The organism is Roseobacter sp. YIN89 (genome assembly GCF_057219365.1).
The window spans coordinates 161,992-178,626 of the sequence record NZ_JBXVVD010000002.1 but is presented as its reverse complement, the minus strand read 5'-3'; the positions used below and the strand labels follow the sequence as shown (position 1 = coordinate 178,626).

Annotated in this window: 21 protein-coding genes and 1 other RNA gene; 10 read left to right on the top strand and 12 right to left on the bottom strand. The window is 55.8% G+C overall.

The window, feature by feature from the left end; translation table 11 throughout:
* Window positions 1–14: 14 nt before the first annotated feature.
* From AC2D8V_RS07090 to AC2D8V_RS07080, 3 genes are all read left to right on the top strand, one after another.
* Complete coding sequence (locus AC2D8V_RS07090) at window positions 15–1,226, top strand: hypothetical protein (protein ID WP_484732834.1); 1,212 nt, start codon at window positions 15–17, stop codon at window positions 1,224–1,226.
* A gap of 62 nt (window positions 1,227–1,288) precedes the next feature.
* Window positions 1,289–2,584: a cytochrome P450 gene (locus AC2D8V_RS07085; RefSeq protein WP_484733870.1), complete on the top strand. Its 1,296-nt coding sequence runs from the start codon at window positions 1,289–1,291 to the stop codon at window positions 2,582–2,584.
* A gap of 62 nt (window positions 2,585–2,646) precedes the next feature.
* Entirely contained in the window at window positions 2,647–3,537 is an 891-nt protein-coding gene (locus AC2D8V_RS07080) for a fructose bisphosphate aldolase (RefSeq protein ID WP_484732833.1), read from the top strand.
* Window positions 3,538–3,540: 3 nt separating this feature from the next.
* On the opposite strand, the gene AC2D8V_RS07075 is transcribed toward AC2D8V_RS07080, so the two are convergent.
* From AC2D8V_RS07075 to fumC, 3 genes are read right to left on the bottom strand one after another with little or no spacing between them, the layout of a single operon-like run.
* Window positions 3,541–3,765: a ribbon-helix-helix domain-containing protein gene (locus AC2D8V_RS07075; protein ID WP_484732832.1), complete on the bottom strand. Its 225-nt coding sequence runs from the start codon at window positions 3,763–3,765 to the stop codon at window positions 3,541–3,543.
* Window positions 3,762–3,938 (bottom strand): DUF4169 family protein, encoded by a 177-nt coding sequence (locus AC2D8V_RS07070; protein WP_484732831.1) that lies wholly within the window; start codon window positions 3,936–3,938, stop codon window positions 3,762–3,764. Before AC2D8V_RS07070 ends, AC2D8V_RS07075 begins: the two co-directional genes overlap by 4 nt.
* A complete protein-coding gene (gene fumC / locus AC2D8V_RS07065) occupies window positions 3,935–5,326 on the bottom strand; it encodes a class II fumarate hydratase (RefSeq protein WP_484732830.1) in 1,392 nt (463 codons plus the stop codon). Before fumC ends, AC2D8V_RS07070 begins: the two co-directional genes overlap by 4 nt.
* A 211-nt stretch (window positions 5,327–5,537) precedes the next feature.
* Between fumC and AC2D8V_RS07060 the strand changes: the two genes are divergently transcribed.
* Window positions 5,538–6,092, top strand: a complete 555-nt coding sequence (locus AC2D8V_RS07060; protein ID WP_484732829.1) for a hypothetical protein — start codon at window positions 5,538–5,540, stop codon at window positions 6,090–6,092.
* Window positions 6,093–6,098: 6 nt separating this feature from the next.
* On the opposite strand, the gene AC2D8V_RS07055 is transcribed toward AC2D8V_RS07060, so the two are convergent.
* From AC2D8V_RS07055 to AC2D8V_RS07035, 5 genes are all read right to left on the bottom strand, one after another.
* Window positions 6,099–6,599: an SspB family protein gene (locus AC2D8V_RS07055; RefSeq protein WP_484732828.1), complete on the bottom strand. Its 501-nt coding sequence runs from the start codon at window positions 6,597–6,599 to the stop codon at window positions 6,099–6,101.
* An 88-nt stretch (window positions 6,600–6,687) separates the two neighbouring features.
* Window positions 6,688–7,938 (bottom strand): chromate efflux transporter, encoded by a 1,251-nt coding sequence (gene chrA / locus AC2D8V_RS07050; protein ID WP_484732827.1) that lies wholly within the window; start codon window positions 7,936–7,938, stop codon window positions 6,688–6,690.
* 132 nt (window positions 7,939–8,070) lie between these two features.
* Window positions 8,071–8,499, bottom strand: a complete 429-nt coding sequence (locus AC2D8V_RS07045) for an ester cyclase (protein WP_484732826.1) — start codon at window positions 8,497–8,499, stop codon at window positions 8,071–8,073.
* A 104-nt stretch (window positions 8,500–8,603) separates the two neighbouring features.
* Window positions 8,604–8,953: a transfer-messenger RNA gene (ssrA, locus tag AC2D8V_RS07040) on the bottom strand.
* Between the two features lie 151 nt (window positions 8,954–9,104).
* Complete coding sequence (locus AC2D8V_RS07035) at window positions 9,105–9,467, bottom strand: DUF4345 family protein (RefSeq protein WP_484732825.1); 363 nt, start codon at window positions 9,465–9,467, stop codon at window positions 9,105–9,107.
* Window positions 9,468–9,627: 160 nt separating this feature from the next.
* On the opposite strand from AC2D8V_RS07035, the gene AC2D8V_RS07030 reads away from it, so the two are divergent.
* A complete protein-coding gene (locus AC2D8V_RS07030; RefSeq protein ID WP_484732824.1) occupies window positions 9,628–10,305 on the top strand; it encodes a phosphatase PAP2 family protein in 678 nt (225 codons plus the stop codon).
* A gap of 83 nt (window positions 10,306–10,388) precedes the next feature.
* On the opposite strand, the gene AC2D8V_RS07025 is transcribed toward AC2D8V_RS07030, so the two are convergent.
* The 3 genes from AC2D8V_RS07025 to AC2D8V_RS07015 form a co-directional block, all read right to left on the bottom strand.
* Window positions 10,389–10,658, bottom strand: coding sequence for a DUF2934 domain-containing protein (locus AC2D8V_RS07025; protein WP_484732823.1), 270 nt, complete (start codon window positions 10,656–10,658; stop codon window positions 10,389–10,391).
* Between the two features lie 110 nt (window positions 10,659–10,768).
* Window positions 10,769–11,032 (bottom strand): hypothetical protein, encoded by a 264-nt coding sequence (locus AC2D8V_RS07020; protein WP_484732822.1) that lies wholly within the window; start codon window positions 11,030–11,032, stop codon window positions 10,769–10,771.
* A 137-nt stretch (window positions 11,033–11,169) separates the two neighbouring features.
* Complete coding sequence (locus AC2D8V_RS07015; RefSeq protein WP_484732821.1) at window positions 11,170–11,913, bottom strand: FadR/GntR family transcriptional regulator; 744 nt, start codon at window positions 11,911–11,913, stop codon at window positions 11,170–11,172.
* Between the two features lie 72 nt (window positions 11,914–11,985).
* On the opposite strand from AC2D8V_RS07015, the gene AC2D8V_RS07010 reads away from it, so the two are divergent.
* From AC2D8V_RS07010 to acuI, 5 genes are all read left to right on the top strand, one after another.
* Complete coding sequence (locus AC2D8V_RS07010; RefSeq protein WP_484732820.1) at window positions 11,986–12,774, top strand: DUF2182 domain-containing protein; 789 nt, start codon at window positions 11,986–11,988, stop codon at window positions 12,772–12,774.
* Between the two features lie 3 nt (window positions 12,775–12,777).
* Window positions 12,778–13,485, top strand: a complete 708-nt coding sequence (locus AC2D8V_RS07005) for a DUF1326 domain-containing protein (RefSeq protein ID WP_484732819.1) — start codon at window positions 12,778–12,780, stop codon at window positions 13,483–13,485.
* On the top strand, window positions 13,482–13,991 hold the full coding sequence (locus AC2D8V_RS07000) for a DinB family protein (protein ID WP_484732818.1): 510 nt from the start codon (window positions 13,482–13,484) through the stop codon (window positions 13,989–13,991). Before AC2D8V_RS07005 ends, AC2D8V_RS07000 begins: the two co-directional genes overlap by 4 nt.
* A gap of 1 nt (window position 13,992) precedes the next feature.
* The gene (locus AC2D8V_RS06995) at window positions 13,993–15,096 is read left to right on the top strand and encodes a dimethylsulfoniopropionate demethylase (protein ID WP_484732817.1); all 1,104 of its coding nucleotides are present in this window, start codon (window positions 13,993–13,995) and stop codon (window positions 15,094–15,096) included.
* 81 nt (window positions 15,097–15,177) lie between these two features.
* A complete protein-coding gene (acuI, locus tag AC2D8V_RS06990; protein ID WP_484732816.1) occupies window positions 15,178–16,170 on the top strand; it encodes an acryloyl-CoA reductase in 993 nt (330 codons plus the stop codon).
* Between the two features lie 51 nt (window positions 16,171–16,221).
* Here acuI and AC2D8V_RS06985 read toward each other — a convergent pair whose 3' ends face one another.
* Entirely contained in the window at window positions 16,222–16,431 is a 210-nt protein-coding gene (locus AC2D8V_RS06985) for a hypothetical protein (RefSeq protein WP_484732815.1), read from the bottom strand.
* Window positions 16,432–16,635 lie beyond the last annotated feature (204 nt).

Sequence of the window (16,635 nt, the reverse complement as noted above, 5' to 3'; positions counted from 1 at the left end):
CAAAAGGCCAGAACATGAGCGCAAGCCCCTTCAGACGCAAGGTCTTTTACCTGCCGGGCTATGACCCGTTTCCGCCGCGTAGATACCGTGAACTTTACCGTCGCGAAGCACAGGAGCAGGCATCTGTGTCGGGGTACTCGATCGCAATGGCAGGCCCTCTGCCCGGGGAGGGCTATGGTTGGCAGGTTACTTCGGTCATCGATGACGAAGCGGTTGACGTGCAGATAGAGGTCCTGTCGTGGTCAGACCTCGTTCAAGCCAGTCGACCGCGTGGAATATTTGCCACCTATGCCGCACTTGTCCGCACCGCATGGATCTACCTGTCCACGGGTGCGCTCTGGCGTCTCATGCGGCTGCGCAAGGGACCAGTCATCGCGGCGCTTTACCCGTTGTTTGGATTGATCCTGCAACTGGTGCTGGCCCTTGGTGCGGGGTGGGCGTCTGCCCAGATCGTCGCAAAACTTCAGCCAACTGTGCCTTTTGTCGGCCAGTTGTGTCTGGCTGTGCTGGTCGCTTACTTGGTTCTGCGCTGGTTCCAGCGGAACGATGGCAGATTTTTTGCCTACTACCTGATGCATGATTTTGCCTACAGCGCTTCACATCAAGGCGCGTACGCGACCGAACTTGAAAACCGTCTGCTTGTGTTTCGGGAAAAGGTTGCCGCCGCCCTCGATGCCGACTTTGACGAGGTGCTCGTGGTGGGCCATTCGTCTGGCGCGCATCTGAGCATCAGCATGCTGGCTGATCTGATCCGCCGGCGAGAAATCCCTGCAGGCAGGCCCCGTCTGGCGCTACTGACATTGGGGCATGTTGTGCCAATGCTGTCGTTCCTGCCGCACGGAGAGCGGCTGCGCGCAGACCTGCGATACCTTTCGACACGGTCCGAACTGACGTGGGTTGATGTCACTGCACCGGGCGACGGGTGTTGCTTTGCGCTGTGTGATCCTGTGGCGGTCTCGGGCCAGAGCACCGAAAAGAAAAGAGCGCCGCTGGTTTTTTCGGCGGCCTTTAGTCAAAGCCTTTCTCCGGCACGGTGGCGTGCACTGCGGTGGCGTTTCTTTCGGCTGCATTTTCAATACCTTTGCGCCTTTGATCAGCCACGCGATTACGACTACTTTCAGATCACGGCAGGCCCAAGGACACTTCATGCGCGGTACGCGGGACGGCCACCATCCAAGTCTCGGTTGGAAAAATCCATCAGTAAGTACACGTCGGTGCGCCCGTGATCGACCCGTCGTTGCCACCCAAGCCTGCTTCGCGCGCGGATCGTGTCTCGCTCTGGCAGTACATGCGACTGTTCCGCCGTGATATTCTGTCAGCGCAGCCGGAGCGCCTTTATCGTGCATGGATGGCCGAGTTCAAAACGCCTTTTTTTCGTAGTTATCTCGCAAACGATCCAACATTGATCCAGCGGGTGCTGCGCGACCGGCCAGAGGATTTTCCCAAATCGGACAGGGTGGGCGAGGGGTTGCGCCCGCTCTTAGGCAACTCGGTGTTCCTGACCAATGGCGATATATGGGCGCGTCAACGCCGCATTATTGACCCTGCCTTTGAGCGCGGAAGACTGCGCGACAGTTTCGCAGCGATTGCAGCGGCTGCTGAAGCGACCGCAGCGCGGCTAGAGAAACAGGCGGACCAAGTTCTCGACATCGAAGCAGAAGCCAGCCACGCTGCCGCAGACGTCATCTTTCGTACGTTATTTTCCTTACCGATCAGCGATACGATTGCGGCCCGCACCTACGCGGCGTTCCAAACCTATCAACGCAGCCAACCTATCCTCAACGTTGCTGCGTTTTTGCCGCTGCCGCACTGGGTGCCCCGTGGGTTCCGTCGCACAACGCGCGCCAGTGCCGCTGAAATCCGCGAATTGATTACAAGGCTCGTGCAAGACCGTCAGACAATGATTGATGCAGGACAGGCACCGGACGACCTCGCCACAAAGATCATGACGACACCCGACCCCGAAACCGGCGCATTGTTTGAGGCGGCGGAAATGGTGGATCAGGTCGCGATTTTTTTCCTCGCAGGACATGAAACCAGCGCGTCTGGTCTTGCGTGGGCACTTTATTTGCTGGCGCTTTATCCCGAGTGGCAAGAAAAGATTGCTGCAGAAGCTGGCGAGGGCGGACCAGAAGATATCTCTGGAATGTCGCGTTTGCGTGTCACCCGCGACGTGTTCCGGGAAACACTTCGGCTTTATCCGCCGGTGCCAATGATGGTGCGCCAGTCAATCCGAACTGAGGTTTTCAGAGGTCGTACGGTGCGGCACGGCGCTCAGATTGTTCTTAGCCCGTGGCATCTGCACCGGCACAGCCGACTTTGGGATCATCCGGACAATTTTGACCCCGCCCGTTGGCAAACGCCCGAAGGACAGGCATCAGCGCGCACGGCCTATATGCCTTTCAGCGCGGGCCCGCGTGTCTGCCCCGGTGCCGGTTTTGCGATGCTCGAAGGAGTATTGATGCTTGCAACCATCCTGCGGCATCTCAAAGTCGAGCTTGCCGAAGATACCTCGCCTGTCCCAGTTGCGCATCTTACTGTGCGGAGCGCCGGGGGCATTCGGCTGCGGATTGTCCGTCGCTAACATGTACCATCCCGCTGTCCGGTGTCTTATCAGGGGAACAGGATTAGTAAGAAGGGACAGACATGTCAGATTTCACGAAAATGCGCGACCAGATGGAATCGGGTGCAGGGTTTATCGCAGCGTTGGACCAATCGGGTGGATCAACACCAAAAGCGCTGAAACTTTACGGTGTGGAACCTTCTGACTACTCCGGTGATGAAGAGATGTTCCAAAAAATGCACGAGATGCGCGCGCGCATCATCCTTGCTGCCGCCTTTACCAGCGACAAGGTCATTGGTGCCATTCTCTTTGAGCGCACGATGAATGATACGATCAACGGCAAACCCGTCGCTGACCTTTTGTGGCATGACCGCGGCGTGGTGCCTTTCCTGAAGATCGACAAGGGATTGGAAGCTGAAGCAAATGGCGTGCAGATGCTCAAGCCTATGCCGGGGCTGGAAGAGTTGCTGGTTGAAGCCAAGGGCAAGGGCATATTCGGCACCAAAGAACGCTCTGTCATTAATGAAGCCAATGAAGCGGGTGTTGCTGCGATCGTAGCGCAACAGTTCGAAGTAGCGCGCACCGTTATTGCTGCTGGGATGGTCCCGATCCTTGAGCCTGAGATAAATATCCATTCCGCCACCAAGGGCGAGGCAGAAGTACAACTCGAAGCGGAAATCGCCCGGCATCTCGACACGTTGGAAGATGGTGCAGACGTAATGCTCAAACTGACGTTGCCGGACGAGCCGTGGCGCTACGACAAGTTGGCGGCGCACCCGCGTGTTTTGCGCGTGGTTGCCTTGTCTGGCGGATACTCTACAGATGAAGCCTGTGTGCGGCTCACACAGGCCACGTCGATGATTGCCAGTTTCAGCAGGGCGTTGACCGAAGGGCTGAATGTCAATCAGTCAGACACCGAATTTCAAGAAGCTCTTGGCAGCAATATCGACAAGATTTATCGCGCCTCGATCTGACGTTCAGCCGATTTGCGCCTGAAGGTGTCGTAAGACAAACAGGCGGATCGCAGAAGCCAAGCCTATCTCGGCTCCGCGTTCTACATCAATTTCGGCGACCAACGCATTGATTGGCATGTTTTTTTCGGAGGCTATTTCGCGAAAGGCCAGCCAGAACTCGTCTTCAAGTGATACGCTGGTGCGGTGGCCGTTGAGCGTTACAGAGTGTTTGACCGGGCGTCCGCTCATGTCTCGCGCTTTTGCGCGTCAAGCAGGCGCGCGGCGCGCAGCACTTCGGATCGATCTGCGTCTTTTTCAATTTTTGACCGTCCGAACTTGATCGCGTTCTGGTCTGCCAACGCGCGCTTTTCAGCGCGCGCCCGCGCCTTGCGAACCTTGTTGAGGTTCACCGGCTTGGTCATTTCGGCCCTACCATGTCTTCTGGACGAACCACTTCGTTAAAGCGTTCTTCGGTAACAAAACCGAGGTTTACAGCTTCTTCAACGAGTGTGGTGCCGTTCTTGTGTGCGGTCTTGGCAACCTTTGTGGCATTGTCATAGCCGATTTCCGGGGCGAGTGCGGTAACCAGCATCAAGCTTTCGCGCATCAGTTTGTCGATACGTGTGGCATCGGCTTGCAACCCGTCCATCAGATTGTCGGTGAACGCAGAGGCCGCGTCGCCCAAGAGTTGCATCGATTGCAGCACGTTGTACGCCATCATCGGTTTGTAGACGTTCAATTCAAAGTGCCCTTGGCTTCCGGCAAAGCCGACGGCTGCGTCATTGCCCATCACGTGCGCGCAGACTTGCGTCAGCGCTTCGCATTGTGTGGGGTTGACCTTGCCTGGCATGATCGAAGACCCGGGTTCGTTTTCGGGCAGGATGAGTTCGCCAAGGCCACAACGCGGACCGGACCCAAGAAGCCTGATGTCATTGGCGATCTTGAACAGGCTCGCGGCAACGGTTTTCAGTGCACCGGACATTTCGACCATGGCATCATGCGCTGCGAGCGCCTCGAATTTGTTAGGTGCCGTTACAAAGGGCAGGCTGGTGATCTTGGCCATGTTCGCCGCGACCATGACGTCCCATCCCTTTGGTGTGTTCAGCCCGGTACCCACAGCAGTACCGCCTTGTGCCAATTCGTAGATGCGTCCGAGAGCGGCATTTACCCGTGCCAGCCCCATGGCCACCTGATGCGTATAGCCGGAGAATTCCTGGCTCAACGTCAGCGGCGTCGCATCCTGCGTATGTGTTCGCCCGATCTTGATGATTCCCTCGAATTCCTTGGTCTTTCTGGCCAGTGACCCGTGCAGTTTATCGAGGCCCGGGATCAGCACATCGCGAGCCATGGTCGCGGTTGCGATATGCATTGCTGTGGGGAAGGTGTCGTTTGAGGACTGCCCCATATTGCAATGATCGTTTGGGTGTACCGGATCTTTGGAGCCGATAACCCCGCCAAGAATTTCGATCGCGCGGTTTGCAATTACCTCGTTGGCGTTCATGTTTGATTGCGTGCCGGATCCGGTTTGCCAGACAACCAAAGGGAAATTGTCATCAAACTTGCCTGCAACAACTTCGCTGGCCGCCTCCACAATCGCATTGCCTCGTTCCGAGTCGAGCTTTCCCAGTTCGATATTTGCCTGAGCACAGGCCTGTTTGATGACACCCAGCGCCCGAACTACGGCGATTGGCTGACGCTCCCATCCAATGGGAAAGTTCATGATAGAACGTTGAGTCTGCGCACCCCAGTATTTGTCTGCCGGAACCTCCAAGGGACCAAAGCTGTCGGTTTCTGTGCGGGTCTGGGCCATCTTGCGCTCCATTCGTGGACTGTTTGTTTGCGGTGTAACGGGCCAGAGGGGGCGGCGCAACACTCTGGCGATGACGATTGCAGCGTTTAGCGCTCACAGCTTGAATTGCGGTTATTGTATCTCTGCGCGAAGATATTATCTTGATATAAAGGTATAACTGATGCGCCGGCGTCCTGCCGGACGTGGCAGTTCTCGCAGAGAGGATTTACAGATGTTCAGGCGCGTGAACGGTTTTGGATACCATCAGTTTTTGGCGATAAGCGTTGCGCTGTTATTTATGACAGCGTCTATGGCGCAAGCCCAGATAGAACGTTTTGTCGGCAGCTACGAGGGTACGGCTGAGGTTGCAACCGCGGATGGCGGTACGCAGATGAGAGATATGTCAGTCAAGATCGAGGAAACGAAACAGGGTTTCATCGTCAACTGGTCGACTATCACCTACCGCAAAGACGGCCGCGCCAAGGAAAAATCATACTCCATCGAGTTTGTACCAAGCGATCGTGCCGAAGTTTTTGCGTCAGCAATGAAACGCAACGTATTCGGGCACGATGTTCAACTGGACCCCATGAAAGGCGAACCCTATGTCTGGAGCAGGTTCGACGGTGACACATTAAGTGTGTATTCGCTGTTCGTTGCTGAAGACGGCGGTTACGAGATTCAGCAATTCGACCGTACTGTTGTCGAGGGCGGCCTGAATCTGGACTACAAGAGCGTGCGGAACGGGCAAATTCAGAAAACCGTGTCGACGTTTCTGAAACGTATGTAAGCCGGTTTATTTGCGGAAGCTGTCCAGAGAAACGATCTCTGCGTCTTTTCCATCCCCTGCATCCGATGCTTTTGCGTCTTCGGTTTCGGCCGACTTAGGCACAGGCGCGGGAACTGGTGCCCGTGTCACGGTCGCATCCTCATCTTCGTCGTCGCCTTGCGTTTCAAAGCGCAAACCAAACTCTACAGACGGGTCGACAAAAGTCTTAATTGCATCATAGGGGATATACAGCGGCTCGGGCGCATCGCCAAAATTCAAGGTGACGGCAAACCCGTCCTCGGACACTTCGAGATTGTCATACCAGTGCTGCATCACAACGGTCATCTCGCCCGGGTAGCGATCACTCAACCAGTCTGCCAGTTCTGCATCCGGGTGACTGGTATCAAATGTTATGAAAAAATGATGCTCGCCCGGCAAACCGTTTTCGCACACCCCTTGCAATACCTTGCGGATAAGTCCGCGCATGGCTTCATGCATCAGATTGCCGTAATCAATGGAGCGGGTCATTCTCGTCCTCTGAGGTGACTGGAACGCTGAGTTTGAGCATAGCCGATTCCCGGCCGGATAAAAGGGGCGATGCGCGGAAAACCCACGCTCAGATTACAGTGCCCAGAATGAGGCCGCTCAGCGCCATAATACCAAGCGTTTCGATCAACCCGCGGCGGGCCCACAAAAGCAACACGGCGGCCACCGCCGTAAGCAGCAATGCAGCGACGTCGATGCTTGATGGCTGCGGCACTGGCAGGGCCAGACCGCTGATGCGCGTTACCTTGCCAAACAGAACATGTATTGCGAACCAAAGCGCCAGATTAAGGATCACACCAACAACCGCCGCCGTTATGCCGTCCAGAGCCGCGGCAAGGCGTGGTCGCGATGCGATCCGCTCCACGTATGGCCCTGCAAGGAAAATCCATAGAAAACATGGGATAAAGGTAACCCAGAGCGCGGTGATCGCTGCCAGAAAAGCCATGCCGATGCCATCTTGCGCGTAACCGGCGATCAGTGCGACGAACTGCGTCACAAGGATCAGTGGGCCGGGCGTTGTCTCTGCCAGTCCCAGTGCGTCGATCATTTCGGTGGTGCTGATCCAGCCATAGTCGGAAACGATTGTCTGCGTCATATAAGCCAGCACAGCATAGGCGCCACCGAATGTGACAATTGCCAGTTTTGAAAAAAACAAAGCGATATCAAGCAAGAACTGCTGGTCAAGAAACGCCCAAAGCAAAATTGGCGCAGACCAGAGCGCAATCCACATTAGCAGTGTGGTGAACGGACGGGCCTTTTCGTGGGTGGTAGGAGCCGCAGGTTGTGCTGTTTTGTTCAGGAAAACTGCGCCGACAGCTGCAGCTGCGACAACTACTGCAGGGTAGGGCATGCCGAGCACAAAGACCGCGCCAAAGGAAGCTGCGGCCAAGACCCAGGCAACAGAACCGGACAAGGCTTTTGCAGAAAGTCGGATCAGGGCTTGGACCACGATGATAACAACGGCCGCCTTAATGCCGACAAAGGCTGCTTGCACGGCGGGTAAGTCGCCTATCGTGACGTAGAGCAAGGCGAGTACTGTGATGACTGCCGCGCCTGGCAAAACAAACAACACGCCAGCAACCAGGCCACCGATGGTGCCCCGCAACCGCCAACCGGCATAAGTGGCCATTTGCATCGCTTCCGGTCCGGGCAGCATCATACACAGCGACAGAGCACGCAAAAATACAGCCTCGCTAAGCCACGCGCGTTGATCTACCAGCTCTCGGTGCATCAAACTGATTTGTGCCGCCGGGCCGCCGAATGACAATACACCAATCCGGCCAAAGACCCGCGCCAGTTCGCGCATCGATGGCGCGCCCATCAGTGCATGATCCGTTCGGCGTTATGGGGAAGCAAGAGAGCGAGCAATTCAGACACTGTGTCTTCCGATACAACATACGCGATAGGTGTCATAGGGCTGCCACAGCCTGAAGCGCCGGTCAATCTGCAGAGCTTACTTCAATTCGGTGCCAGCCAGCATCAGTTCGAAGCTGTTAGGGGGCAGTTGGCCCAATTGTTCGAAAAGCGTGATGAAATTCACACTGGGATGGTTTTCGATGATCTGGCCGTTTTCAATGCGCATATACGTTTGCCAGCGCATTTTTACCGGTCTACGCGACGCTGAATCGGCACCTTCCATCTCAAGCATCAGGGCGATCCACGGACCGTCTTCGATGGCTTTTATGATACGGACCGTTTTGTTGGTGACCAGAGTGCGCAGCACCTGCGTGAGTTCAAACACCTCTCCGGTGGCTGGCGTGCCATCAGCGTGCAGACATTCATCAGCAGGCGCGGGATTGTAAATCTCTTCTATCGTGTCGAGGTTTCCCTCGATCCAGACTTCGCGAAACCAACGGTTAACGATGTCTAATTTTTGTTTCATGTCCGGTCACTGCCTTTGCAATCGTGACCTGTCTAGCAACCAAATGAAGACATAACGTAAACAGATGCACGCTATGGGGGAATTCGCGAAAGATTTTTTGGGAAGGTGCAGGCTTCTGTTGCCAGGTGCCTGCGAAACCCCGCCTAAAGCTGCAAGGCCTTAGGGCTTAAGATTCAGTATCTCAGGTCGCTTACGCGGCCATTGCTACTGGTGCACGATTGTCATTTGCAATTGTACGTTTTTCGCCGATAACGGTGGCAGACAGCCGAGACAAAGCTAACCCCTTTAGACGTTCGTCGATCCTGTTTCGGCCCCATGATCCCCAAATGAAGGATGTTTGGTGGAGCCGCCGGGTACCGCCCCCGGGTCCGATCCGCTTATTACGAGCGCGTTTATGTCCATAGTTCTTGCGAACAAGTTATAGATAGTGGACCCGTGCTGATTACTCAAGAGGGCGCATGCAAGCGGCCAAATTTCAGTTTGCCTGAAGAAATTCACGAAAGTTAAATGGTTTCAGGTAATTGCAATGTATTATTAAACCACTTTCGTGGCTGTAGATTCAGTTTCTCGCGGCGCGTCACTATTCGTGCTGCATTTGAATGCGCCTAAAGCGCGCGGCCGAGATTTGCCGCGACAAGCCATAGCGCAAGCGCTGCTTCAATTCCGCCGAAAACTAGCACCTTTCGCAGTGGAGGATTGTCGAAGATTAAGGAAACGACGCGCCCCAAAGCAGCACCAGCGAAAGCAAAACCAATCATCGCATATGCCGTGGGCGTATCAAGCCACAGCGCCGCAATGCCTGCGACGACAAATAGACCACCCACAGAGGCACGCATCTCAGACAGCCCCATAGTGCTTTGTGTCGGCGCCAAATCCAGCGCGGCTGCTGTGTAACGTGGGGCACAGAAACCAAAGAGGCCAAACCCCAACGTCAAAATAGCGCTTAAAATGTTAATCGTATCGATCATGTCGGAGAGTTAGCGGCCAGATAGCAGGGGGCAAGTGCCAAGTTGCTGACTTTCGAGCAGCGCAAATCATGGGCTCACATCAACTACCCTGCGCGAATAATTGAATTTGTAACAGTTTTGTGACAAATTAACTTTTGGGTTGATGGTGTGAGTGAATTTAATGGATTTAATTGTATTTGAATATCTGAACAGCTTTAACGGAAAATGGCCGTTATTTGATAAGGTCGTCGCACTCGCAGGGACGGGTGTGATGAAATCCATTTCGTTCATGCTGGTTTTCTGGGGCCTTTGGTTTCTTGGTGATAACGAAGAGGTCCGTGAAAAAAATCGCAACCGGCTGGCAGCCACGCTGATTTTGACCATACCGATTATCGGTATCACACGAGTGTTGGCAAATTATCTTCCTTACTCAGCGCGTCCGATCAATACACCGGGCCTCGATGTTCAACTCTATCCCGGGCAGCCAGAGGCGGCATTGGACGGATGGAGTTCCATGCCGTCGGATCACGCAAGCCTGTTCATGGGCTTGGCTGTCGCGTATTTTCTGATCAACCGGAAAGCTGGTATCATCATGATATTCTGGGCCATTTTTGTGACCTCACTTCCACGAGTGGTTGTCGGTCTGCATTGGCCGTCAGATGTGTTGGTCGGATGGATATTAGGTGCAGCCATCGTGCTGGCATTGTTCAAGCCGACGGTCGCGCTGATCCAAAGGATCAACCTCGTTGGGTTCTTTCAGGCACGTGAGACATTGGGCTATCCCTTGCTCTTTATGGCGACCTACGAGGTTGCACGGCTGTTTCACCACACACGAAAGATTGTCGACAGCCTGATCTAATGAAGGCTCCGCACGTTTCCAGCCGTCAAACAAGAAAACCGTCGCGATGAACGCAACGGTTTTGCATGGATTGGGAGGTATTTTTATTTTGCAGCAGTAGCCTTTTTGGCGCGCGGCTTTTTTGGGGCCGCTTTTGCTTTGGCCGCTGTTTTAGTTGCAGTGGGTGCTGCTTTTGCCTTTGCGACGCGCGGTTTCGCCGGAGCTTTGCGTGCTTTTTTGGGGGTCGCCGGGGTCAATGCATCGATCGCTTTGAGCCAGTGTTCTTGATCGCGGCCATGCGGCTGACCGTCGTCGAGCCAGAAGAGATAGGCTGTTTCGCGGATTTTTGCTTCATCCAGAGCGGGTTGGGTCATGTTTCAATCCTAAAGTCCAGTAATATATGGTTCGGTAGCGCTAACATTAGCACAATTGCTGCGCGCGCACAATCATTTGCTGCAGTGCGCTAAAGATGTCGCATGTCAGCTTATACAGGCAATAAGTTCACCGCCAGCGCGCCAATCGCCAGCGTGCTGGCGAGTGCAAGGTGACTTAGCAAACGCAGGAATTCGAGTGCCTCGTTGATTTTTGCTTTCTCGTGAGTGCTAAAGCAGGTGCCGACCGACGGGTTCAGGGTCCTGCCAGCGACCTGTCGTGTTGAGGCTGAAAACCCGAAAAAATAGTAGATGTTACGCCGCGCGAAAGAAGCGAGGCTCCAAACAATCAGCGATACAAAGAAAAACAAGTCCACGTAGCCAGTTACCGTTTATCATCAGGTGGGTACACGTATTGCGATAATATTACTTCGTGGCAGGATCATGCCGACATCACGGCATCGCGCAATTTTTATACAAATTTTTTGGCTAGCGTGCGGGTCAGATCGTTTTGTTAACTCTGGTCTGTTGATCTGGATTTTCGCGCGGCGAACACATCGTGTGCAAGCTTTTGCGTCTCATGCTCAAGCGCAGTCAGGGCGGTGGCCGTTGCGTCACAGTCCTGTCGTTCCAAAGCGTCGGCAATGTCAGTATGCAAAGCGACAATTCGCGCCCGGTCACGCGCAGTAAAGGTAACCATGTTCATCAACGGCTGCATTGCCTCGACCGCACCGGCCAGTTGATAGCTAAGGACAGGGTTGCCGGCCCCATCGACAAGCGCGCGATGAAAGGCAACATCCGACGCGCAAAATGCCTCATCGGTCAGGCCAGGCTGGCTCTGTCGATGAACCTCTGCGCGCATTGTGGCAAGATGATCAGCGGTGCGGCGTTTCGCTGACAGGGGTGCGCAGGCCCGTTCCAGAGCATAGCGCGCTTCACAGGCAGTGCCGAAGCTTACGGCATTCATCGACAAAAGAAGGGTCGAGGTAGTGATTTGCTGGGGATAGGCTTCTTCGAAACTGAGCCTGTTCACGAACGCGCCGCCGGTTGCACCGCGCTGCGTGCGGATCAGAGACTGGGCCGCCAGACGTTTGAGCGCTTCGCGCACGGTCGGTCGCGAAACGTCGAAATGATCCGCCAATTCTGCTTCGGACGGCAGGCGCTCGTCCACGATCAGCGTGCCGGCGACAATTGCGTCGCGGATGGCGCCCGCTATCTGTGCAGATAGATCTGCTGGGTTTTCCGGGTCGATTTTCATATGTCATACATTTAATGTTTGCACCGGTTTTAATTGTCTGGCATTTGAAAGGCAAGGGAGGCTGTCAGCGTTATGAACGGGATAATCAGGTCTACAGCGTGGCTTGGCTTTTTCGCTGCGATCCTTGCGGCGTGGTCGATGATGTACACCATGAGTGTGGATATGGATCTGGATCTGATGGGGCGGCCGGGCGAAATGGGTGCGCGGATGGCCGCGATGGACCCGCGCATGCCGATGTACATGCCGATGGCCAACTTCGGGCCGCTTTTCGTGATGTGGGCAGGGATGATGGCGGCGATGATGCTGCCGACGCTGATACCTACCTTGCGCGCCTATGAAGACCTCATGGTCAGTGCCACTGGCACACGCGGCGGCTGGGTCGGCGTATTGGTCGGCTATTTCGTCATTTGGGTGGTGTTTGCTGCTGCAATCACCAGTGTTCAGCTCGCGCTGCTTTTCGGGGGTGTGATTGATATGCTGGGCATCGCCAAGTCCTCTTTGTTTGCTGGCGGCTTGCTGGTCGCGGTGGGCTTGTTTCAATTCACCCGCGCCAAGGAGATCTGCCATGGCGTGTGTCATAGCCCGATGATGTATTTCCTCGGAAACTGGCGCTCAGGTGCCGTTGGCGGACTGCGTATGGGGCTTGGGCTCGGCGCTTATTGCGTCGGGTGTTGCTGGGGGTTCATGGCGCTAGGCTTTGTCGGCGGAGTAATGAACCTAGCATGGATGGGGTTGGCCACTTTGTTCATGATCATAGAAAAACTGCCCCAGATCGGGCACTACGTGACCAAACCGATGGGCGTGATCCTTGTCTTCGCAGGTTTTGCGGTGATGGCGCTGCCTTTAATAATGGGAGGATAACCAATGGCGAAGAACCGCAAACCAGAAGCGGACCGGCTGCCGATCAGCCAGCGCATCGACCAGCGCATGCCCAATCCGGGACGCCGCCAGATGAGCCCGACGGAATGGGCCATTAAGGGCGAGCTGTTCATGAATTGCTCTTGCGACGTTTTCTGTCCTTGCGTTGTCAGCCTTGGCAAGCACCCACCGACAGAGGGCGATTGCAAGGCGTGGATGGCAATCATCATCGACGAAGGACATTTCGAAGGCGAAGACCTGTCAGGCTTGCAAATCGGCTTGATGGTCGAAATCCCCGGTCGTATGGCCGAAGGCAACTGGAAGGTTGCGGCCTACGTGGACGAGAGCGCAAGCGGCAAAGCCTACAACGGTATCTTGCAAATTTTCTCTGGCGCGGCGGGTGGCACGACCGGTTTGTTCACAATGCTGGTGAGTGAAATTATCGGTGCCGAGCGTGCTCCGGTTCAGATCGAGCGCGACGGCAATCGCCGCCGCATTACCATCGGGCGCAAGATACAAGGCGAGATCGAAGCGATCACGGGAGCAAGCCCGGACCATCCGGTGATGATTACCAACTCCAAGTATTGGATGGGGCCTGACATCGTTGCGGCACGTGGTTTGAAAAGCAAAGTACGTGATTACGGGCGTGTCTGGGATTTTGGCGGCAAATCCGCCGAGATCTGCGCAATTGACTGGAAGGGTCCGGCGCCGTGATCGATCCGCGCTATGTTCAAGCCATGGCGCGGTACAACAGTTGGCAGAACACTCAGTTGATGCCGGTGTTGGAAGCGATGGACGCGCAAGAGCTCACTCGCGACAGAGGCGCTTTCTTTGGGAGCATTTTGGCCACCGCAAACCATTTGCTGTGGGGCGATACCTTGTGGATGAGCCGGTTTGATCCGTCCGTCGCGCCACCTGACGTTCCAGCATCAGAGCACGCCACGCTTCACCCTTCCGCGGCCTCATGGAGCGCTGACCGTTTTCGGGTCGACGGCCGGATCATTCTATGGGCGAAAGCTTTGCGGACAGTGGACCTGAAGGGCGATATCACTTGGCACTCGGGCACGATGAACCGGTCGTTCACGCTGCCGCTTGCGGAAGCTATCGTGCATTTCTTCAACCATCAGACACATCATCGCGGGCAAATCCACGCGATGCTCACGGCCGCGGGTCAGAAAGCACCCGTGACTGATATGGTTTTCATGCCGGAGGATTTTTGAAATGGCGCTGATTTCTCCTTCCCGCCGCTTGCGACGCACGCCTTTTTCGGAAGGCGTTGAGGCCGCAGGTGTTAAGGCTTACACAGTCTATAATCGCATGCTCCTGCCAACCGTGTTCGAAAGTGTGGAAGCAGATTACCGCCACCTGAAAGAGCATGTTCAGATATGGGATGTATCGGTGGAGCGGCAGGTGGAGTTGCGCGGCCCGGATGCCGCGCGGCTGATGCAGATGCTGACCCCGCGGGACCTGCGCGGCATGTTGCCGGGGCGCTGCTTTTATGTACCAATCGTTGACGAGACCGGCGGCATGCTGAATGACCCTGTCGCTGTCAAGCTGGCAGAGGATCGCTGGTGGATATCCATTGCAGACAGCGACCTGTTGCTTTGGGTAAAGGGGATTGCCAACGGGTACCGGCTGGACGTTCTTGTGGACGAGCCAGACGTCTCGCCGCTCGCCATTCAAGGACCGAAGGCGGACGAATTGGCCAGACGGGTCTTCGGTGATGGCGTTCTGGACTTGAAATTTTTCCGCTTTGGTCTTTTCGAATTCGAGGGCCGTGATCTGGTCGTGGCGCGCTCTGGTTATTCCAAGCAGGGCGGCTACGAAGTTTATGTCGACGGGTATGACATCGCCATGCCGTTGTGGCACGCCCTGATGACCGCGGGCGAAGACCTTAACGTGCGCGCCGGATGCCCCAATAGCATCGAGCGGATTGAAGGAGGGCTGCTGTCATATGGAAATGATATGACAGATGACAACACACCTCACGAATGTGGGCTTGGCCGGTTTTGCGACACGCAAACGGCCATTGGCTGTATTGGGCGTGATGCGTTGTTGCGAGTGGCCAAAGAAGGGCCGGTACAGCAGGTCAGGGCAATATCGATCGGGGGCGAGCCCATGCCGGGTGCGGATCGAGCCTGGGGGCTATACGCGGGCGATACCCGTGTCGGACAGGTGACTTCTGCTGCGTGGAGTCCTGATTTTGCGACACATGTCGCCATCGGCATGGTGCGCATGACCCATTGGGATACTGGCACGGTCTTACGTGTAGACACGCCCGAAGGCGAGCGGGAAGCAACGGTAATGCCGGGGTTCTGGGCCTGAAGGCCCAAGATCGCCTGTCACTGAGCTGGCAGGCATTGAATTTTTTGATGACAGGGGCAGGGCCCCGGAATGGAGATGAACATGTTTAAGGCACTTGTGGTCAACAAAGACGAAGAAAGCGGAAAAACATCAGCGGCCGTCGAAGAGATCAGTGTTGATCAACTGCCCGCTGGTGATGTTACGGTCGCGGTCGAATATTCCACGGTCAATTACAAGGATGGTCTTTGCGTTGGCCCCGGCGGCGGGCTTGTGCGCCAGTATCCGCATGTGCCCGGCATCGATTTTGCTGGCACAGTGGAGGCATCCGACAATGACCGCTACAAGCCGGGCGACAAGGTAGTGCTCACCGGGTGGCGCGTTGGCGAAGTTCACTGGGGCGGGTACGCCCAAAAAGCCAGGGTCAAGGGCGACTGGCTTGTACCGTTGCCGAACGGCTTGGATACACGTCAGGCGATGGCAGTGGGAACCGCGGGCTTCACATCGATGCTGGCAGTGATGGCGCTGGAAGACCACGGCCTCAAAGTAGGCGATGGTCCTGTCCTCGTTACCGGTGCGGCAGGCGGCGTCGGGTCGGTGGCCGTTGCGATCCTCGCGGCGCTCGGACACGAAGTGGCAGGTGTCACAGGTAGACCGGAAACGGCTGACTACCTCAAGTCGCTGGGTGCCAGCCAGATCGTGGCCCGCGATGAGATCAACGAGACAACCAAGCGACCTTTGGAGGCTGAAACATGGGCTGGCTGTGTAGACGCGGTAGGCGGCGCGATGCTTGCACGGGTTCTTGGACAGATGAAATACGGCGCCAGTGTTTCGGCTGTGGGCCTTGCTGGCGGTGCAGGTTTACCCGCCACGGTTATTCCGTTCCTGCTGCGTGGCGTGAACCTTCTGGGGATCGACAGCGTATTGCAGCCATATGAGAACCGCCTGCGCGCATGGGAGCGTATCGCACGTGATCTGCCGATGGATAAGCTGGAAGCGATGGTGCAGCCTGCCGGGTTGGGCGATTTGCCGAAACTTGGTGCCGACATCCTGAAAGGTCAGGTAAAGGGCCGCGTCGTCGTCGACGTGAACAGCTGACGTCGATCCATGGTCATTTAAAACCAAAGGCCCGGTTCACACCGGGCTTTTTTATGCGCCAAGATTTAGCCAGCCACCGAAGGTATAGATCACGGCGATGGCTGCCGAATAGTAGATCAAGCGGCGGATCAGGGCGCTATGTGAAGGCCCGTTTTGTGCGGTGTCATCAGTTGCGAGCGCCGCGCGCCGTTGTGCCCGATGCATCCATAGCACGTCGACAATGCAAACAGCAGCGGCAAGGATCAAAACGGTCTCAAGCATAAAAACTCCAGCTCAGCTTGGGGTGCAGCTTAGCTTTTGAATAGGGCGATTTAATGGCGCCTGTGCACAATGATTCATTCGATCAAGTATGGCGGTTGGCTTTTGATACCGTCACCGCCGATACGCCAGTCATCGCACTGCAAGTGGGACGGCCCGAGCCTCGGGGCGTTTCGAAAAAGTGTGACAAGTTGCCTGAACCTGTGC

Coding starts and splice junctions, on each gene's coding strand:
- AC2D8V_RS07090 (WP_484732834.1), top strand. CDS start 15: ATGAGCGCAAGCCCCTTCAGACGCAAGGTCTTTTACCTGCCGGGCTAT.
- AC2D8V_RS07085 (WP_484733870.1), top strand. CDS start 1,289: ATGCGACTGTTCCGCCGTGATATTCTGTCAGCGCAGCCGGAGCGCCTT.
- AC2D8V_RS07080 (WP_484732833.1), top strand. CDS start 2,647: ATGTCAGATTTCACGAAAATGCGCGACCAGATGGAATCGGGTGCAGGG.
- AC2D8V_RS07075 (WP_484732832.1), bottom strand. CDS start 3,765: ATGAGCGGACGCCCGGTCAAACACTCTGTAACGCTCAACGGCCACCGC.
- AC2D8V_RS07070 (WP_484732831.1), bottom strand. CDS start 3,938: ATGACCAAGCCGGTGAACCTCAACAAGGTTCGCAAGGCGCGGGCGCGC.
- fumC (WP_484732830.1), bottom strand. CDS start 5,326: ATGGCCCAGACCCGCACAGAAACCGACAGCTTTGGTCCCTTGGAGGTT.
- AC2D8V_RS07060 (WP_484732829.1), top strand. CDS start 5,538: ATGTTCAGGCGCGTGAACGGTTTTGGATACCATCAGTTTTTGGCGATA.
- AC2D8V_RS07055 (WP_484732828.1), bottom strand. CDS start 6,599: ATGACCCGCTCCATTGATTACGGCAATCTGATGCATGAAGCCATGCGC.
- chrA (WP_484732827.1), bottom strand. CDS start 7,938: ATGGGCGCGCCATCGATGCGCGAACTGGCGCGGGTCTTTGGCCGGATT.
- AC2D8V_RS07045 (WP_484732826.1), bottom strand. CDS start 8,499: ATGAAACAAAAATTAGACATCGTTAACCGTTGGTTTCGCGAAGTCTGG.
- AC2D8V_RS07035 (WP_484732825.1), bottom strand. CDS start 9,467: ATGATCGATACGATTAACATTTTAAGCGCTATTTTGACGTTGGGGTTT.
- AC2D8V_RS07030 (WP_484732824.1), top strand. CDS start 9,628: ATGGATTTAATTGTATTTGAATATCTGAACAGCTTTAACGGAAAATGG.
- AC2D8V_RS07025 (WP_484732823.1), bottom strand. CDS start 10,658: ATGACCCAACCCGCTCTGGATGAAGCAAAAATCCGCGAAACAGCCTAT.
- AC2D8V_RS07015 (WP_484732821.1), bottom strand. CDS start 11,913: ATGAAAATCGACCCGGAAAACCCAGCAGATCTATCTGCACAGATAGCG.
- AC2D8V_RS07010 (WP_484732820.1), top strand. CDS start 11,986: ATGAACGGGATAATCAGGTCTACAGCGTGGCTTGGCTTTTTCGCTGCG.
- AC2D8V_RS07005 (WP_484732819.1), top strand. CDS start 12,778: ATGGCGAAGAACCGCAAACCAGAAGCGGACCGGCTGCCGATCAGCCAG.
- AC2D8V_RS06995 (WP_484732817.1), top strand. CDS start 13,993: ATGGCGCTGATTTCTCCTTCCCGCCGCTTGCGACGCACGCCTTTTTCG.
- acuI (WP_484732816.1), top strand. CDS start 15,178: ATGTTTAAGGCACTTGTGGTCAACAAAGACGAAGAAAGCGGAAAAACA.
- AC2D8V_RS06985 (WP_484732815.1), bottom strand. CDS start 16,431: ATGCTTGAGACCGTTTTGATCCTTGCCGCTGCTGTTTGCATTGTCGAC.